Annotated in this window: 9 protein-coding genes, 9 tRNA genes and 5 pseudogenes; 9 read left to right on the top strand and 14 right to left on the bottom strand. The window is 65.0% G+C overall.

What is annotated here, in order from left to right:
• Positions 1-190: 190 nt before the first annotated feature.
• From LXT21_RS04980 to LXT21_RS04940, 9 genes are all read right to left on the bottom strand, one after another.
• Positions 191-265: transfer RNA gene (locus LXT21_RS04980), tRNA-Arg, on the bottom strand.
• A gap of 14 nt (positions 266-279) precedes the next feature.
• Positions 280-353, bottom strand: a tRNA-Arg gene (locus tag LXT21_RS04975).
• A 6-nt stretch (positions 354-359) separates the two neighbouring features.
• Positions 360-430, bottom strand: a tRNA-Ala gene (locus tag LXT21_RS04970).
• Between the two features lie 21 nt (positions 431-451).
• A tRNA-Thr gene (locus LXT21_RS04965) sits at positions 452-525 on the bottom strand.
• A 98-nt stretch (positions 526-623) separates the two neighbouring features.
• A tRNA-Phe gene (locus LXT21_RS04960) sits at positions 624-696 on the bottom strand.
• A gap of 10 nt (positions 697-706) precedes the next feature.
• Positions 707-778, bottom strand: a tRNA-Asn gene (locus LXT21_RS04955).
• A 23-nt stretch (positions 779-801) separates the two neighbouring features.
• A tRNA-Lys gene (locus tag LXT21_RS04950) sits at positions 802-872 on the bottom strand.
• Positions 873-1,146: 274 nt separating this feature from the next.
• Positions 1,147-1,305, bottom strand: a complete 159-nt coding sequence (locus tag LXT21_RS04945; protein ID WP_254036946.1) for a hypothetical protein — start codon at positions 1,303-1,305, stop codon at positions 1,147-1,149.
• A gap of 139 nt (positions 1,306-1,444) precedes the next feature.
• The gene (locus tag LXT21_RS04940) at positions 1,445-3,031 is read right to left on the bottom strand and encodes a CARDB domain-containing protein (RefSeq protein WP_254036945.1); all 1,587 of its coding nucleotides are present in this window, start codon (positions 3,029-3,031) and stop codon (positions 1,445-1,447) included.
• Positions 3,032-3,282: 251 nt separating this feature from the next.
• Here LXT21_RS04940 and LXT21_RS04935 point away from each other — a divergent pair.
• The 3 genes and pseudogenes from LXT21_RS04935 to LXT21_RS04925 form a co-directional block, all read left to right on the top strand.
• A pseudogene (locus LXT21_RS04935) lies at positions 3,283-3,775 on the top strand (MotA/TolQ/ExbB proton channel family protein); the annotation flags it as partial.
• Positions 3,776-4,568: 793 nt separating this feature from the next.
• A complete protein-coding gene (locus tag LXT21_RS04930; protein WP_254036944.1) occupies positions 4,569-5,009 on the top strand; it encodes a hypothetical protein in 441 nt (146 codons plus the stop codon).
• 78 nt (positions 5,010-5,087) lie between these two features.
• Positions 5,088-5,390 (top strand): hypothetical protein, encoded by a 303-nt coding sequence (locus LXT21_RS04925; RefSeq protein ID WP_254036943.1) that lies wholly within the window; start codon positions 5,088-5,090, stop codon positions 5,388-5,390.
• Positions 5,391-5,435: 45 nt separating this feature from the next.
• On the opposite strand, the gene LXT21_RS04920 is transcribed toward LXT21_RS04925, so the two are convergent.
• The gene (locus LXT21_RS04920) at positions 5,436-5,579 is read right to left on the bottom strand and encodes a hypothetical protein (protein WP_254036942.1); all 144 of its coding nucleotides are present in this window, start codon (positions 5,577-5,579) and stop codon (positions 5,436-5,438) included.
• A gap of 205 nt (positions 5,580-5,784) precedes the next feature.
• On the opposite strand from LXT21_RS04920, the pseudogene LXT21_RS04915 reads away from it, so the two are divergent.
• From LXT21_RS04915 to LXT21_RS04905, 3 genes and pseudogenes are all read left to right on the top strand, one after another.
• Positions 5,785-6,087 (top strand): annotated as a pseudogene (locus LXT21_RS04915) (integrase core domain-containing protein); the annotation flags it as partial.
• Between the two features lie 322 nt (positions 6,088-6,409).
• Positions 6,410-8,524 (top strand): M4 family metallopeptidase, encoded by a 2,115-nt coding sequence (locus LXT21_RS04910; RefSeq protein ID WP_254036941.1) that lies wholly within the window; start codon positions 6,410-6,412, stop codon positions 8,522-8,524.
• A gap of 106 nt (positions 8,525-8,630) precedes the next feature.
• Positions 8,631-9,108: pseudogene (locus tag LXT21_RS04905) on the top strand (transposase); the annotation flags it as partial.
• Between the two features lie 564 nt (positions 9,109-9,672).
• Here the strand turns inward: LXT21_RS04905 and LXT21_RS04900 are convergent.
• Positions 9,673-9,744, bottom strand: a tRNA-Asn gene (locus LXT21_RS04900).
• A 22-nt stretch (positions 9,745-9,766) separates the two neighbouring features.
• Positions 9,767-9,837 (bottom strand) — tRNA-Lys (locus tag LXT21_RS04895).
• Between the two features lie 319 nt (positions 9,838-10,156).
• On the opposite strand from LXT21_RS04895, the gene LXT21_RS04890 reads away from it, so the two are divergent.
• Positions 10,157-10,336: a hypothetical protein gene (locus tag LXT21_RS04890; RefSeq protein ID WP_254036940.1), complete on the top strand. Its 180-nt coding sequence runs from the start codon at positions 10,157-10,159 to the stop codon at positions 10,334-10,336.
• A 354-nt stretch (positions 10,337-10,690) separates the two neighbouring features.
• Here the strand turns inward: LXT21_RS04890 and LXT21_RS04885 are convergent, their stop codons facing one another.
• The gene (locus LXT21_RS04885; protein ID WP_254036939.1) at positions 10,691-11,239 is read right to left on the bottom strand and encodes a hypothetical protein; all 549 of its coding nucleotides are present in this window, start codon (positions 11,237-11,239) and stop codon (positions 10,691-10,693) included.
• Between the two features lie 223 nt (positions 11,240-11,462).
• A pseudogene (locus tag LXT21_RS04880) lies at positions 11,463-11,790 on the bottom strand (IS3 family transposase); the annotation flags it as partial.
• A gap of 4 nt (positions 11,791-11,794) precedes the next feature.
• Between LXT21_RS04880 and LXT21_RS04875 the strand changes: the two are divergent.
• Together LXT21_RS04875 and tnpA are read left to right on the top strand one after the other, a co-directional pair.
• Positions 11,795-12,517: pseudogene (locus tag LXT21_RS04875) on the top strand (hypothetical protein); the annotation flags it as partial.
• Between the two features lie 1,047 nt (positions 12,518-13,564).
• On the top strand, positions 13,565-13,753 hold the full coding sequence (gene tnpA, locus LXT21_RS04870) for an IS66 family insertion sequence element accessory protein TnpA (RefSeq protein WP_254036937.1): 189 nt from the start codon (positions 13,565-13,567) through the stop codon (positions 13,751-13,753).
• Positions 13,754-13,863: the final 110 nt, after the last annotated feature.

Genomic DNA, 13,863 nt, shown 5'->3' with positions numbered 1-13,863 from the left:
ACTTCGAGGACAGAGTGCACGCCCCGGGGATCGAACCCGGCGAGAACGGTGTGTGGGACCGTCGCCGTCTCCAGCTGGCTCGGCGTGCGAAAGACGAGTTGCGGAGCAGGGAGTCGAACCCTGGAGGCCGGGCTTATGAGGCCCAGTGGGGCACCGACCCCACACCGCAAGAAGAAGTGAACCGCGCAGATGCTCCCGGCAGGATTCGAACCTGCGACCTTGCGCTTAGGACGCGCGTGCTCTGATTCCGCTGAGCTACAGGAGCGTGAGGAGAAACAGTGCCCCTGGCAGGGATTGAACCTGCGGCCTCACGGTTCGGAACCGTGCGCTCTCATCCACTGAGCTACAAGGGCAAGAAGTGGAACCGCCGGGACTCGAACCCGGACCGCTCGGGTGCAAACCGAGTGCTCTCCCATTGAGCTACGGACCCATGATGACTCGCGTGAAACAGTGCCCCCGGTCGGGTTCGAACCGACAACCCCCGGTTTACGAAACCGGTGCTGCTACCAGTTGAGCTACAGGGGCAAGAAGACAGGCCGCCGAGGAGTTGAACCCCGCACGCTCGGATTTGGATTCCAAGCTGCTCCCGGAGCGCGGCCTATGAAGATGAAACGTGCTGCGAGTGCCGACCCTCGGAATCGAACCGAGTCCTCCCGCTCTTCAGACGGGCGCGCGGACCACCTACGCCAGGTCGGCAGATGTGAAGCTTCCCAGGAGGGACTCGAACCCTCAGCCTTGCGGTTAACAGCCGCCTGCTCCGCCATTGAGCTACCGGGAAATGTGCTGCGTTTGTTGTGTGAGTACCTCCGGAGGGATTCGAACCCTCGCCGTCCGCTTAAGAGGCGGATGCTCTTCCAATGAGCTACGGAGGCAGATTGCTCGCCGCCCCGGATGCTCGCGGGCGGCATACATTCACCACGACGATTCAGTTGTCAGAGACCTGGATGCTGTCGGGTACGAAGGCTCGAACGGGATTTCTCACGTGCGACCACGTGCCCTGTCGGGCTCGGGCGCTACAGGCCCGCGCGTCTTCCCGGCTGCTCGATTTTTCGGAAGAAGAGGGGCCCAGAACGCCGAGAGGCCGGGTCCCCTGGATGGGAGCCCGGCCTCTGCGTGGCTTGGCGCGCCAGTGAAGGAGCGCGAGCGTCAGCAGGGTACGGGCGGATGGGCGCCGAGCCGGTCGAATCCCACGAGGGACTTCGTGGCGAAGCTCACAAGGGAGCCGGAGGCGGCGCTGAACTGGGACCAGAGGTTGTCGAGATTGCTGCGCTTCATCGGGTTCGTCCGCATCGTCAACATCGTCATGGTCGCCGCTCCTTTCGGGGAAACTCTACGGCGGGTGGTTTTCGTTCCTGACAAGGCCCGATTATTTGAGCTTCGCTGCTGTGGTTCGCCCGCCAGTGGCGGGTGGCACCCTTGCTGCCATCGGCCGCTCGCCATCCGCTCAGGGGCTCACGGAGAAGGTCCGCGTGTAGCTGTTGTTCGCCTCGTTGCTCTCCTGGACGGCATTGCCATCATCCACGCGCATGGTGAGGGTGTAGGTGCCCGCGGGCAGGGGATTCAGCTGGATGTCCGTCACCCCCTGGCCCGACAGCGACAGGAGGCCGGTGGAGGACGCGGTGACCAGGGAGCTGCCCTGCAGCGTGAGCAGGACGGTGAAGGGCCCCGCGTCGGCGTTGCCGAAGTTGGCCCAGGCCAGGTCGATGTAGACCGACTGTGCCGTCGTGATGACGGCGCTGTTCGTGCTCGTCCCGGGCTGGTTGGACACCACGATGGGCGCGGACCAGCCGGACGGCGTGAAGGGGGCCAGGTCGGGCAACGGGCAGGACGAGGTCACGATCCGCTGATTGCCCGGGTTGGATGTGCCCACGCTCACCCAGGCCGCCGGTCCCGCGGTCACCGTCTCCAGGCTGTTCGACGTCCCCGAGCTCCGGCTCACCCACGACCCGGAGCCTGTCGAACTCGCGATCTGTCCTCCCTGGCCGACGAGGACCCAGACGCCATCCAGATACGCGCCACTGAACCAGGCCAGGGTGCTGGGCGTCGCATCCAGGGACCACGACTGCCCCGTGGTGGACTTGTAGATCCTTCCATTCGAGGTGCCCCCCACGAACTGCCCCCCGCCGGAGGCGACGAACTTGAAGTCCGCGCCGGGCACGTAGGCGGCATAGGACCAGGTCGTCCCATCGGACGAGGAGTAGACGTCGCCCGTCGGGCCCGTCACGACGAACACGCCATTCCCGAACGCGACGCCACGGCCCACAGTGGTCGCTCCCGACGCGGGGATGGAGCTGACGACGTTCCAGGAGAGCCCTCCGTCCGTCGACGCGATGATCAACGAGTACCAACGGAAGCTGGCGTCCAGGTATCCCCCCGTGACGACCCAGGCTCCGTTGCCATAGGCCACGTGGCCGAACACGAAGCCCGAACCGAAGGACACGGTCCCCGTGACCGGCCCGCTCAACAGCGAGATGCGCCCTTCGGTCCCCACCGCGACGAAGGTCCCGCCCCCGTCGTACGCCACGTCCAGATAGGAGAAGGGGCTTGAAGCGGTGGACAGGTCGCTCCAGGCCGTCCCATTGCCGGAGGTGAGGATCTCCCCGCTGTCTCCCACCGCCACATAGAGGCCGTCGCCGTAGGCGACACCGGCCAGGATCCTCCCGGGCGCCACCTGCGGCTGAACGGCCCAGGCATTCGGCTGGCAGGCCGCGAGCGCCGCCAACGCCCGCTCAGCGGTGGGCGCCGAAGCGGTGCCCACCGTCAGGTCCACCGCCATTCCATGGGAGGTGACAAGCCTTGCCTCATCCCGCACGCGCAACGCCTGCTCCGACAGGCGCGACTGGGAGGGCGTTTCGACCTCGGCCGCGGAGCGCTCCAGGGCGGCTCGGGGCCACGCGGCCCACTCCGCGGGCGCCGTGCTCCGGGACTCGCTCGCTGTGAGGTCGGGTTCGGCTCCGCAGCCTGCCAGGACGATGACGGAGAGCAGCGACAGGATGGACAATCCATGACGCTGATAGGGAATGGAAGACATGGGGGCTTCTCCTGATAAGGGAAAGGGGCGGGTTGGAATTCAGACATGGGGGGTTGGTAAGGGCAAGCCTGACTCCAGGCGTGGCAAGCAAAGCCCTCATTCCAAGACGGGGTCAGGCCTGACTTGGGAACTCGGCCCGCGGGACAAGAGGACCGGTCGCGCCGGGTCTTCTCCCCGGAACGTTCGAGGTGACACTTTCCAGTGGGGGCGGTGGTCCCTTCGCGCACCGCATCTATCGAGCGGAAATCACCCTGTCTTTGTTCGTACCCGCGCAGGTTCCCGCCGAGCATCTGGGGTGGCTCAGCGGCAAGCTGCTGGGGGTGACGCTCACCAGCGCCGAGTGGGTGTTGTGGGTGCTCGTCGTCCTGTCCATGTTGTCCATCGCCGTCATGCTGGAGCGCTCCGTCTACTTCGCGCGCCACCGGCTTCCGGACTCGGAGCTCCTGGCGGTGCGGCTGGCGTGGGGGGCTGGAGGCGGTGGGGAAGCACCGTGGCATGGAGGCCGCCGTCATCTGGGAGGCCCTGGCGTCCGCGTCCCAGGGCGCCGACACCGTGGAGCAGGTCATCGCCTCCACCGTGGCGCGCGAGCGCCCCCAGTACGAGCGCTTCCTGTCCTTCCTGGGCACGCTGGGCAACGACGACCCCTTCATTGGCCTGTTCGGGACGGTGCTCGGCATCATCAAGGCCTTCAATGACCTGGGCTCGCTCACCGCCAAGGGCGGCGCCATGCAGCAGACGGTGCTGGAGGTCGACGCCGAGGACGAGCGAGGCTGCTGCCCTTCTGTGGCCGCTAGGTGGGATATCCGCCTCCCCGCCGAGCTAGGGCCCCGCACTCCTTCACGACTTGGTGAGCGTCATGAAGCTGCCGACGCCTACCTCCCTCGGGGGATTGCCCCTCCTTCGCACCCAACGCCTACTGGTGTCGGAGGTGGCCCCCATGCGGATGCGGCTGACGCGGGATGTGGAGAAGGAGGACGACGGCCGGCGGGAGCTGACGGTGGAGGTATTCGTCCACGAGAGGCGGGGTGGGGTTGCTGAGCTCCAGTCCGCGGGCGCTGAGAGGCGCGTGCGGTGGCTGCGTGGGACGGCGGACCTCAACCGCCAGGGCAGCGGCATGGCCACGGTGCGGGTGACGGCGCCGGGGCTGTACCGCGTGCGAAGTGTCGCGAGTGCCCGGCGTGCTCGGTCTGGTCCTCTTCTACTGCCTGCCCTGGCGTTGTCTGGCTTACTGCGTCAGGTCTCTGCTGCCTCAGCTTGCGACTGCATACTTCCCAACTCCATCACCGTGTTCGGCAGTCGATCGCCTTGTCTGCCCTGCTCGTCTGCTTTCCTAGGGAGCGAGCGCCTCTCATGGACAAATCGTTTGTGAGCGGACCCATACATTCCTCCGATGTCGACGATGCCTATGCATATCATCAAGTAGGCCTACGCGCGACGAGTCGTCTGTTGCGGCTAGTGGGATTAAGCGGTTTGTGGCATGTTGGGCGCGCCGGCGAAGAAACTACGGATGCGTTCGCTAACCTTGAGAGGATCGTTCATGAAACGAAGCGTCAGCATGTCCGCAGCGATTTTCGGCACCATTATTGGCCTCGTCGTTCCGGTATCATCCGCACAGGCTGCCGACTGCGGAGGAAATCTTATTTTCAGGAAGGCAGCTTTCGCGGGTGGCACCGTGGTTGGAGAGCTCGTGGTGTATTACAATCCGAGCAACGGCAACAATTGCGCGCGATTCAACCGTCTCGGGCCCGCATACGGGGTAATGACGTATACAGAGGTACAATTGACCAAGTGCTCGACCGTCAATCCGGGCAGTGGTTGCGGTGCCGCCCTGGCAATCATCGTCGATGCCGACCAGTACGCCTACTACGCCGGACCAGTCCGCGTGAACTCACCTCGAAATTGCGTCACTGCTGAAGGCCGCATCAACTGGAACGGTAACCAGCACATCGTTTCTACAGGTGGCGTGATCGGCTGCTAACTCGGCTGCGGCAGGGCTCATATGAGCTGAAGGAAGGAGAGGCAGTGGCGGAACCAAGCCGCGAGCTTTGCGAGCGGAGTGGCCGCGTGCAGCGGCCTCACTGTCCGCGCGAGTGCTGTCCATGGCTTCTTCAGCGTGATGCTGGCGCGCGGTACGAAGCTGCCACGCGCCAACGTCGAGGAGCAGATGCCGATGCTCGCCGGCTGGGTGCAGAGCCTCCTGCGTGCGGAGACGGAGAGCCGCTACTGGCTGGACGGCCGTGTGCTCGCGGATCCGGCCGTCGGCGTCGTGGGCGAGGCCTTCCGCGCGTCGCGGGCCGCGAAGGTGGAGATGCCCGCGGACTCGCTTCTCCAGCGCGAGCTGGCGTGGCCAGGAGCCTGACGATGATTTCAAATCTCATCGCCGAGCTGACACCCTGCTCGGAGGCTACTCGTCCTGCGTGACGACCTGTGCCTCGAGAATGGCGCCAGCAGGAATCTTGATGCCCTCGACCGTGAGTGAGCCGCTGTGGTCACCATACTTGGTGTCGTAGAGCTTCGCCTTTACCGAGCCGGCGTTCTCGTCAGCCACGAAGTAGGCCTTCTTGCGACCTGGATATTCCCCGACTCTGCACCCACCTTCATGCGCAGCATCCCGTAGCCGTTGCCCGGAGCTCCGTTCGCATCCACCGCGCCGGTCCACGAGCCGACCACCACTTGGGCCGCAGCCTTGATGAGCAAGATGTCGCTCTCTGGGCGTGATCCGGTTCGGCGCGGGCTGCCGCCAGGCGCCGCACCCGATTGAATGGCTCACCGACAACGGGCCGGCCTTCACGGCCCACCCGACGCGCGAATTCGGGGCCAGCCTGGGGCTGCTCATCCGCACCACGCCGGCCTACTCGCCGGAGAGCAACGGCATGGCGGAGTCCTTCGTGAAGAGCTTCAAGCGCGACTCCGTGTACCTGAACCGCCTGGACAGTGCCGAGCTGGTTCTCCAGCAGTTGCCCCGCTGGTTCGACGACTACAACGCCGTGTATCCGCACAAGGCCCTGAAGATGCGCTCCCCGCGCGAGTTCCGGCTCGCGAATTCACCCCACTGACCCTGTCCGATTGGACGAGGGTAACTCCAAGCGCAGCTGTGTGCGGCGAGGTGCAGGATGCCCTGACGGTCGCGCCTGGCTGCAACGCCAGCGTCGCACGACTCCACGCCTCCTCGGGCCCCGTAGTGGTTTTCCTGTATATCAAAGGACTCGCGAATCTGCCTTGAATGACAGACGCAGCCGCCATGGGCGGGGGTAGACTATGATGCGCAGCATTCGCTGGGTCGGTGCATGCCTGCTGTTCTCGCAGTTGGCCTGTGTCACTGAAATCCCAGACATCGAGGAGGCCCCGCGCGACACCGGCTCCGCTAAGGATGCCGACATGAAGTCGGCGCTGGCACGCTTGAAGGAAGTCGAGGTGCTCGGAGCCCAGGATGACGTGCCCTACTTCGTCCGAGGCAACTTCGGAAGCGTGTCGCAGACGTCAGCACCGCAAGCGCGAGAGTCCGGTGAGGACGTGCGCGCGGTGCTGAGCGACCTGGCGCCGGTGTTCCGTCTCGACGGCAATGACCTGCGTTTCCTCAAGCAGTCCGTGGACGCGCAGGGCCACCGGCACCTGCGCTTCCAGCAATTCCACCAGGGCCTGCCCGTCATCGGTGGCCAGTTGGTAGTGCATGTGGACCCGCAAGGCCGGGTGTACGCAGCCAACGGCTCGGCGCGCGGCGGGACTCCGGCCCCTACGAACGCGAAGGTGTCACCTGAGGCCGCCGCGAAGCTCGCGGTGAGCGGCTCGCGCGCCGAGCCAGCCTTCGTCGGCGGCCCGGTGGAGCGCGTATTCCTGCGCCCCGAAGGCGTCAAGGAACTGCATCTGGCGTGGCAGGTCCGAGTCAAGGGCCAGCGCGACGGCATGCCGTCGGATGACCTCGTCTTCGTCGACGCGCAGAACGGCGCGCTGCTCTCCGTGCATCCGCAAATCCACTCCGCCCTCAAGCGCCGCGTCTACAGCGCCAACAACAAGTCCACCACGCCGGGCACGCTCAAGCGCTCCGAGGGCCAGGTCGCCATCGGCGACGCCCACGTGGACCAGAACTACGACCAGCTCGGGTTCACCTACGACTGCTACAACACGCTGTTCGGCCGCGACTCCATCGACAACGCGGGCGCCACGCTCATCAGCACCGTTCACTACCGCACCAACTACGTGAACGCGTACTGGGACGGCACCCAGGTGGTGTACGGCGACGGCAACGGTGTGGACTCCATCGAGCTGGGCAAGGACGCGGACGTCACCGTCCACGAGCTGACCCACGCCGTGACGGAGTACGAGTCCAACCTCACCTACTCCGGCCAGTCCGGCGGACTCAACGAGTCCATGTCCGACATCTTCTCCGGCGTGTGCGAGAGCTGGACGCGAGGCTGGTCCACGGACGCGGATGTCTTCAAGATTGGCGAGGACGTCTGGACGCCTGGCATCCCCGGGGACGCGCTGCGGTACATGGACGACCCGGCCAAGGACGCCGACTCGCTGGACTGCTACGGTGACTACTCGTCCGGCGTGGACGTGCACTACAGCTCCGGCATCAGCAACCTCGCGTTCGCCCTACTCTCCAAGGGCGGCACGCACCCGCGCGGGAAGACCACGGTCAATGTGACGGCGATTGGCCCCGAGAAAGCCGGCCGCATCTTCTACAAGGCCAACACGGACATCTTCACGCAGAGCACCACGTTCGAGCAGGCGAAGACGTACACCGTGCAGGCCGCGCGGGAGCTCGGCTACGACGCAGCCACGGTGCAGGCCGTGGGGGATGCATGGGCCGCCGTCTGCGTGCCCCTGCCCCCTTCCCAGGAGCGCACACCCCCGCACCAGACGCCGGCCACCCCCATCCCGGGCGCCCAACTCGTCCAGGCGTCCCTGGCGGCGCTGTTCACGGACCCGCCTCCCCGTGACCCCGAGCTTCAGTACGAGGACTCTTTCCTGCCCGATCTGCCAATCCTGGTGGACGGAGTGCAGTACACCGCTGCGCAACTCCTCCAGCAGGACATCTTCCTCCCGTACTACGTTCTCGACGACCGGTCGGCGGAGCTCAACGTGCTGCAGGGCTTCCGCACCTCCGCGGACCTGCAGGCGTACTTGCGGGCCACCAACCAGTATCCCTCCGAGCAGCCGACGAGCCTGCAAAAGTCTACTTGCAACCCGTACTCGGTGTTCCGCGAGCACGCCAACTATGGGGGGGCCTCTTTCACTGTGCCTCCGGGGTGGGGATACAGCGACCTCCGGCCCTATTGGAATGACCGCATCTCGTCCCTGTTTAGCACCCAGTGTGGAAGCCTGACGGTGCTCTTCCAGCACGTCAACTTCGGAGGCTTCAGAGTTGTATTTGGCCGCGGCTGGGCCATTCGCAGGCTGAGCGACTGGGGCTTGTACGCCAACTTCTGGCCGTTCACCGCGTGGCACAACTGGAATGATCAAGCCTCGTCCGTGTTCGTCTACTGGTAGTGAAGCAGACACTGCAACCGGGTGACGGGCATCAGCGAGGTGGGCACCTAATACCACCTGATCAGATGCGTGACGCTCCTCGAGGAGGAGCGCGAGCGCCGAGTCTGCGGAGGCACATCGGACAATGGCCGAGGCCCAGCTCCAGCGCTGCACCGTGCACCTCACCCGCAACGTGCTCGCCAAGGACCCCCTGGAGGCTGCGAGGACGGTTGGGCAAGCAGACGTCGGCAATCTTCGAGGCGCCCACCCTCCAGGATGCCAGGAAGCGAATGGAGGCCCTCCAGGAGGGCCTGGGGCGTCAGGTGCCCGAGGCCATGGAGTGCCTGCGCCAGGGCTTCGCCGCCACATCCTGCTTCTTCGCCTTCCCCACGGCCCACTGGAAGCACCTGCGCAGCACCAACGGCCTGGAGCGCCTCCACGGCGAGGTCAAGCGCCGCATCCGGGCTGTCGGCGCCTTCCTGGGCCGTGCCAGCGCCCTGCGCCTCATCTCCGCCGTCGCCCTCGAAGTGACTGGCATCTGGGGCGACCGCCGCTACCTCGACATGGCCCTGCTCAACTCAACCCCAGACACTGCGGCTGCTTGACCCCGCCAAGGAGCCTTCCTCTCCGAGCCCCCTCCGAATCAACTACACACGATTCGGGACTTGACCGGTTGTTCCCGGGACCGCACGAGGATCGGTGTCGATGCGGGGAGGTGGAATCGTCGGGGACGCAGGACAGGAGCGCGCAGGCTGGCCCTTCGCAGATGCCCCATAACCACCTTGCGACTCCCTCTGGAAGCCTGCAAAGCATGTAAGGGGTGAAACCGGAAAGCAGAGAGAGCGGCCGTCCTGGAAACCCTAGAGCGGAGAACTAAGACTCTCAGAGAATTGTGTTAACCGCTGCCCCAACGGTTAACAGCGCCTGTTAACCGCTCTCGGCTCCTCTCTCCCCAGATTGGGCCAAAGAGAGCTCCAGAAAGCCCAATCCGCGGCCGAATGGATGGGCAATCGCGTTCTAAGTCGCAGAGCGTAGAGAGTGTCCTCTGAATCGTCGTGGGATGAAAACCCTTGTAATTCAGGGGCTTCAGCACGAAAGCCCCGCGATATTCATCGCGAGGCTCGTGTTAACCGCAAGGGCCCTGCCAGTTTGCGGGCCCGTTCAATCAGCTCCCCAGGAGGGACTCGAACCCTCAGCCTCGCGGTTAACAGCCGCTTGCTCCGCCATTGAGCTACCGGGGAATGTGCTGCGATTGCTTGTGAGTACCTCCGGAGGGATTCGAACCCTCGCCGTCCGCTTAAGAGGCGGATGCTCTTCCAATGAGCTACGGAGGCAGATTGCTTGCCGCCCCGATGCGCGCGGGCGGTATGACATTCACCACGACGATTCAGTTGTCAGAGACCTGGATGCTGTCGGTACGGGGCGCGAGCCGAACTTCTGGCGTGTGGGCATGTGCCCTGTCAGGCTCGGGTGCTACAGGCCCACGTGTCTTCCCGAGCCGTGGATGTTTGTGGAAGAAGAGGAGCCCTGAAGGCCGAGAGGCCGGGTCCCCTGGATGGGAGCCCGGCCTCTGCGTGGCTTGGCGCTTGGGTAACGGCGCGCGAGCTTCAGCAGGAGGGTACGGGCGGAAGACCGTGGAGGCGGCCAAATCCCATGTTGGACTTCGAGCCGAAGCTCGCGAGGGCCGAGGAGGCGGCGTCGAACTGGGACCAGAGGCTGTTGCGATTGCTGCGCTTCATCGGGTTCGTCCGCATCGTCAACGTCGTCATGGTCACCGCTCCTTTCAGGGAGACTCTACGGCGGGTGATTTTCGTTCCTGAGAAGGTCCGATGAGTTGAGCTTCTCGGCCGTGGCTTAGGTCCCAGTGGGGGCAGCTGTACCTGTTGGGACACCAGGTTGGTCGTAATCAGGCCGCTTGCCTCGACTGCATCAACTCTCGCCGGGCCTGCCTCGGAGAGAGGCGGTTGTGACACTCCATCAGCCAGTGCTCGCTGTAGCGTGGAGCCCAGTAGGGATTCTTGCTCGCTGACCCATCTCGTTCTCTCCCGGTTCGTTTGCACGAGCGAATGAGAGCGGCCGGATGCTCCGGTGTCGATGGTGCGGCCCGTCGAACCCTCGGCAGTAGCACACGGAAATCTCACGAGATTTCACGCCCCGACTTCCGGTGAAGAGCGAGTAATCGGTCTCCTATTCCGAACCGAAGACCTGCGCGAGATAGTGCTTCGAGAACGCTGTCCAGTCAGGACTGTCGAAGAGTGCTGCCTCGACCCAGTGGTGTATGAAACGCATGGCAAAGCCGCGCTGCAAATAGTCCTCGACGCCCACGGGGAGCGGCCGGACCTCTCCGACTCCGTCGAGTGGCACGAAATGCAGCCGGTCGAGGACCCGGCCCGATTCCAATTCGAGGCAGACCGCGAACTCGCCCTCGCAGTAATCGAAAGGCGCGAGGCGGTCGAGCAACCCGCGCGCCTCCGGAAAGGACCCGTACGGGTCGAGGAGGTCCGCTCCACGTCGGCCGTCGATGCCGTCGATGCATGCGGAAACAGGGAGGACGTTCGCCTCTCCCCCAACGATGTCGATCTCGCGGTCGAGGTACTCGATTGCGGCGCCTTGTTGCAAGCGCCATCGGATCTGCATGGAATCAGCCTGCTCGTAGAAGCGCTCGAGTGCCGCGGGCAGTGTCAGAGTCTGTCGTACGCGGGCGAGATCGGCGCCATTGTGGCCATACGACAGCACGCACCGACCCGCTTTCGCCACCGAGGAGGCCGCGAGGGGCGCGATGCAAGCATGGTATCGGCCCGAGACCGAATTATCGCTCATCGATGGATGATACGCGAGGAGACGTGTTTGTCGAGCTGCGCCACCCAACGGCGCCATTCCGTTCACCGCGACGAGCCCCGGTCGGGCGTCGTGGGGTTGCCCCTGTCAAATCGGACATGGTCAGTGGGGTGAAGCGGCGATCGGTGAGCCATTCAATCGGGTGAGATGCCTGGCGGCAGCCCGCGCCGAACCGGGCCTCGAGCGTTTCGGCCATCAAGTCGCGCACCAGCTCGCCGGTGAGGGCCCCTTTGGTGGCGACGAAGCCCATGTCCTCGCGGTCGCAGCAGTCCAGCGTGAAGGCCACCTGGACGTGCTCTGCGTTCAAGCAACGAATCTCGAAGTCGTCTGAGCGGCCAGCGCAGGTTGCTCTTGAGGGTGGCTACCTTGCCTTCGTGGGTTCGCGTGGGTTTGCCGGTGTAGCGGGCCAGCTGCAGCCCCGCGGCCTTCATCACCCGGTACACTTGCTTGGCTGAGCTTCCTAAGGGCTCCGTCCTCCTGGTTCTTCGGCCTACTGCAGCGGACTTCGCGAGTGAGGAGTCGCGTGTGGTGCAGGCCCGCGCGCATGTCCACCTACGGCCGGACCTCGACTTCGACACGGTGCTGCGCACGCTGAGAGAGCGCCGCGCCGCGCTCGTGCCCGTCGAGCCGTGCTTCCACCCAGATGTGGCGCCGTTCCTCTCGCGGTTGCCTGACGAGTTCGCCATCAGTGAGCGGCAACGGAAGATTGCCGAGTTCAACGCCTTCCGACCTCCTGTGCCGGATGAGTGGCTGCCGGTCGCCCTTCCGTCGGACGTGGTGAATCCGGAGCGCGTCCACGAGTCCTACGGCGACTTGTCCGAAGGTCTCGTGGCGGCACTGCACACTAAGGTGCCCTCCATCATGGACGAGACGGCCGAGTCCCTCACGGACTTGGACTTCTACTTCTGGCGGGACAACTTCCCGGAGCGGCACACGCGCGAACTCATCGACAGCCACACAGCTCCGGCGCTAGGCGCCTACCTGGGGGACGTGCTGGTGCGGCGGCTGGGAGGGACGTGGGTGCTGCGGCAGAAGATGGAAGAGTCCCAGGTGCGCGTTGAGAAGCGCGTCTGGTTGCCCTTCCTTCGCGCGCGCCGGTACATGCAGTCTCGCGAGTCGCTGTTGGAGTACTCGCTCACCCAGTTCTTCAAGGAGGCGGAGCGGTACCGGCCCTGAAAGCGGCGGTTGGGGTGGAAGGGGATGGTCGAGGCAGAAGCAGGAGGAGCAAGGGCGCGTTGGTGGGCGCGCCTGGCGGCTCCTGCCCCACCACCCGCCGGTACACGCCGTCCCGCCGATTGCTGCTGGACTATTCACCCATCCAGCCCTCCTTCGGAGAAGAACGGTTCATTCTGAGAGAGTCCTCACCGCGTGGGGAAGGGCCAAGCGACGAGGGGCACTGGGACTGGAGTGGGTCGCTCCATGTACATGGAGTGCGCGAACGGGCCGACCTCCTTTGTCTCGGAGAGTGCGTTGAACCGGCCTGTCACTTCGAGTTCGGCCCCGCTTTGCTCCATCGACTCGTCGATGAACAGTGTCAGGACGCCTGTGTGGACCCAGCCGAACTCGAAAGTAAAGAGTCCCACTACGCATTCGATTCGTCCCCGGCGAGGAGGGGGGCCTCCGGCGATGAGCGCCTCAGCGACGCGGGCGGCGGGGGCTGAGTCCAGATGGCTTTCGCTCAAACTCCAGGACGCAAGAGGGCGCTCGAAGCGGATGGGGGTGCGTAGGCACAGCACCGCGTGTTGAATCGCAGGCGGGAGGGAGGCGTCTTCACCCAACAGCCCCGCGGCTCGCGCGAAGCGGCTTGCACCGGAGGGCTCTGTGGCGACGAGATAGTTCCAGGCTGCGGAGAAGGGGCCGCCTCCGTATTCCACCAAATAGCCATCGGGAGCTTGGACTCCCACGGCGGCCGTCCCTTCGGGGGCACGGTAGTAGCCGTACTTCTGGAGCGTTTCCAACTGCCAGAGCCCCGGGCCCACTCGGCCAAGGCGAGCAGCCCAGCGGTGGTTCGGAAAGTCCCTGGCATCAGGCATTCGAGGTCGTGTCCATGCCCAGTGCGTCGTCACCGCCCAATCACCCATGGTGAAGCATCACAGCACGAGGGCTAAGGGGAGACGAGCGCTTTGGTCGCCCAACGGCCGGACCTCAACTTCGACACGGTGCTGCGTAAGCGACCGACGGCGGGCGTGCTGAACCGAGGTGGATTCGTCGGTTCACCCCGACATGAGACGCCCCAATCCGGATGAGTGGAAGCAGTTAGTCGAGGAGTTCGAGGCGAGCGGGCTGACGCAGAAGGAGTTCGCGGTCCGGCACCAGGTCTCGCTCGGTGGCTTCCAGTACTGGCTGTACAAGAAGTCGCGGGCCACGCCGGTCCGGAGGTCCGAGACGGCAGGCCCCTCAATGGTCAGGTGAAAACCGGCCAAAGAGGGTCCCGTCAAAACCGGCCAAAGAGAGAGGGCCGAGACAGGAGGACTCCTACCCTGCGGACTCGGCGGACCGCAACTCCATGGCCCCCTTGGTGC

Origin of the sequence: Myxococcus guangdongensis (assembly GCF_024198255.1) — a bacterium.
GTDB lineage: Bacteria > Myxococcota > Myxococcia > Myxococcales > Myxococcaceae > Myxococcus > Myxococcus guangdongensis.
Note: the sequence above shows the minus strand (reverse complement) of the source record. Positions and strands in the feature narration are given on the sequence as shown.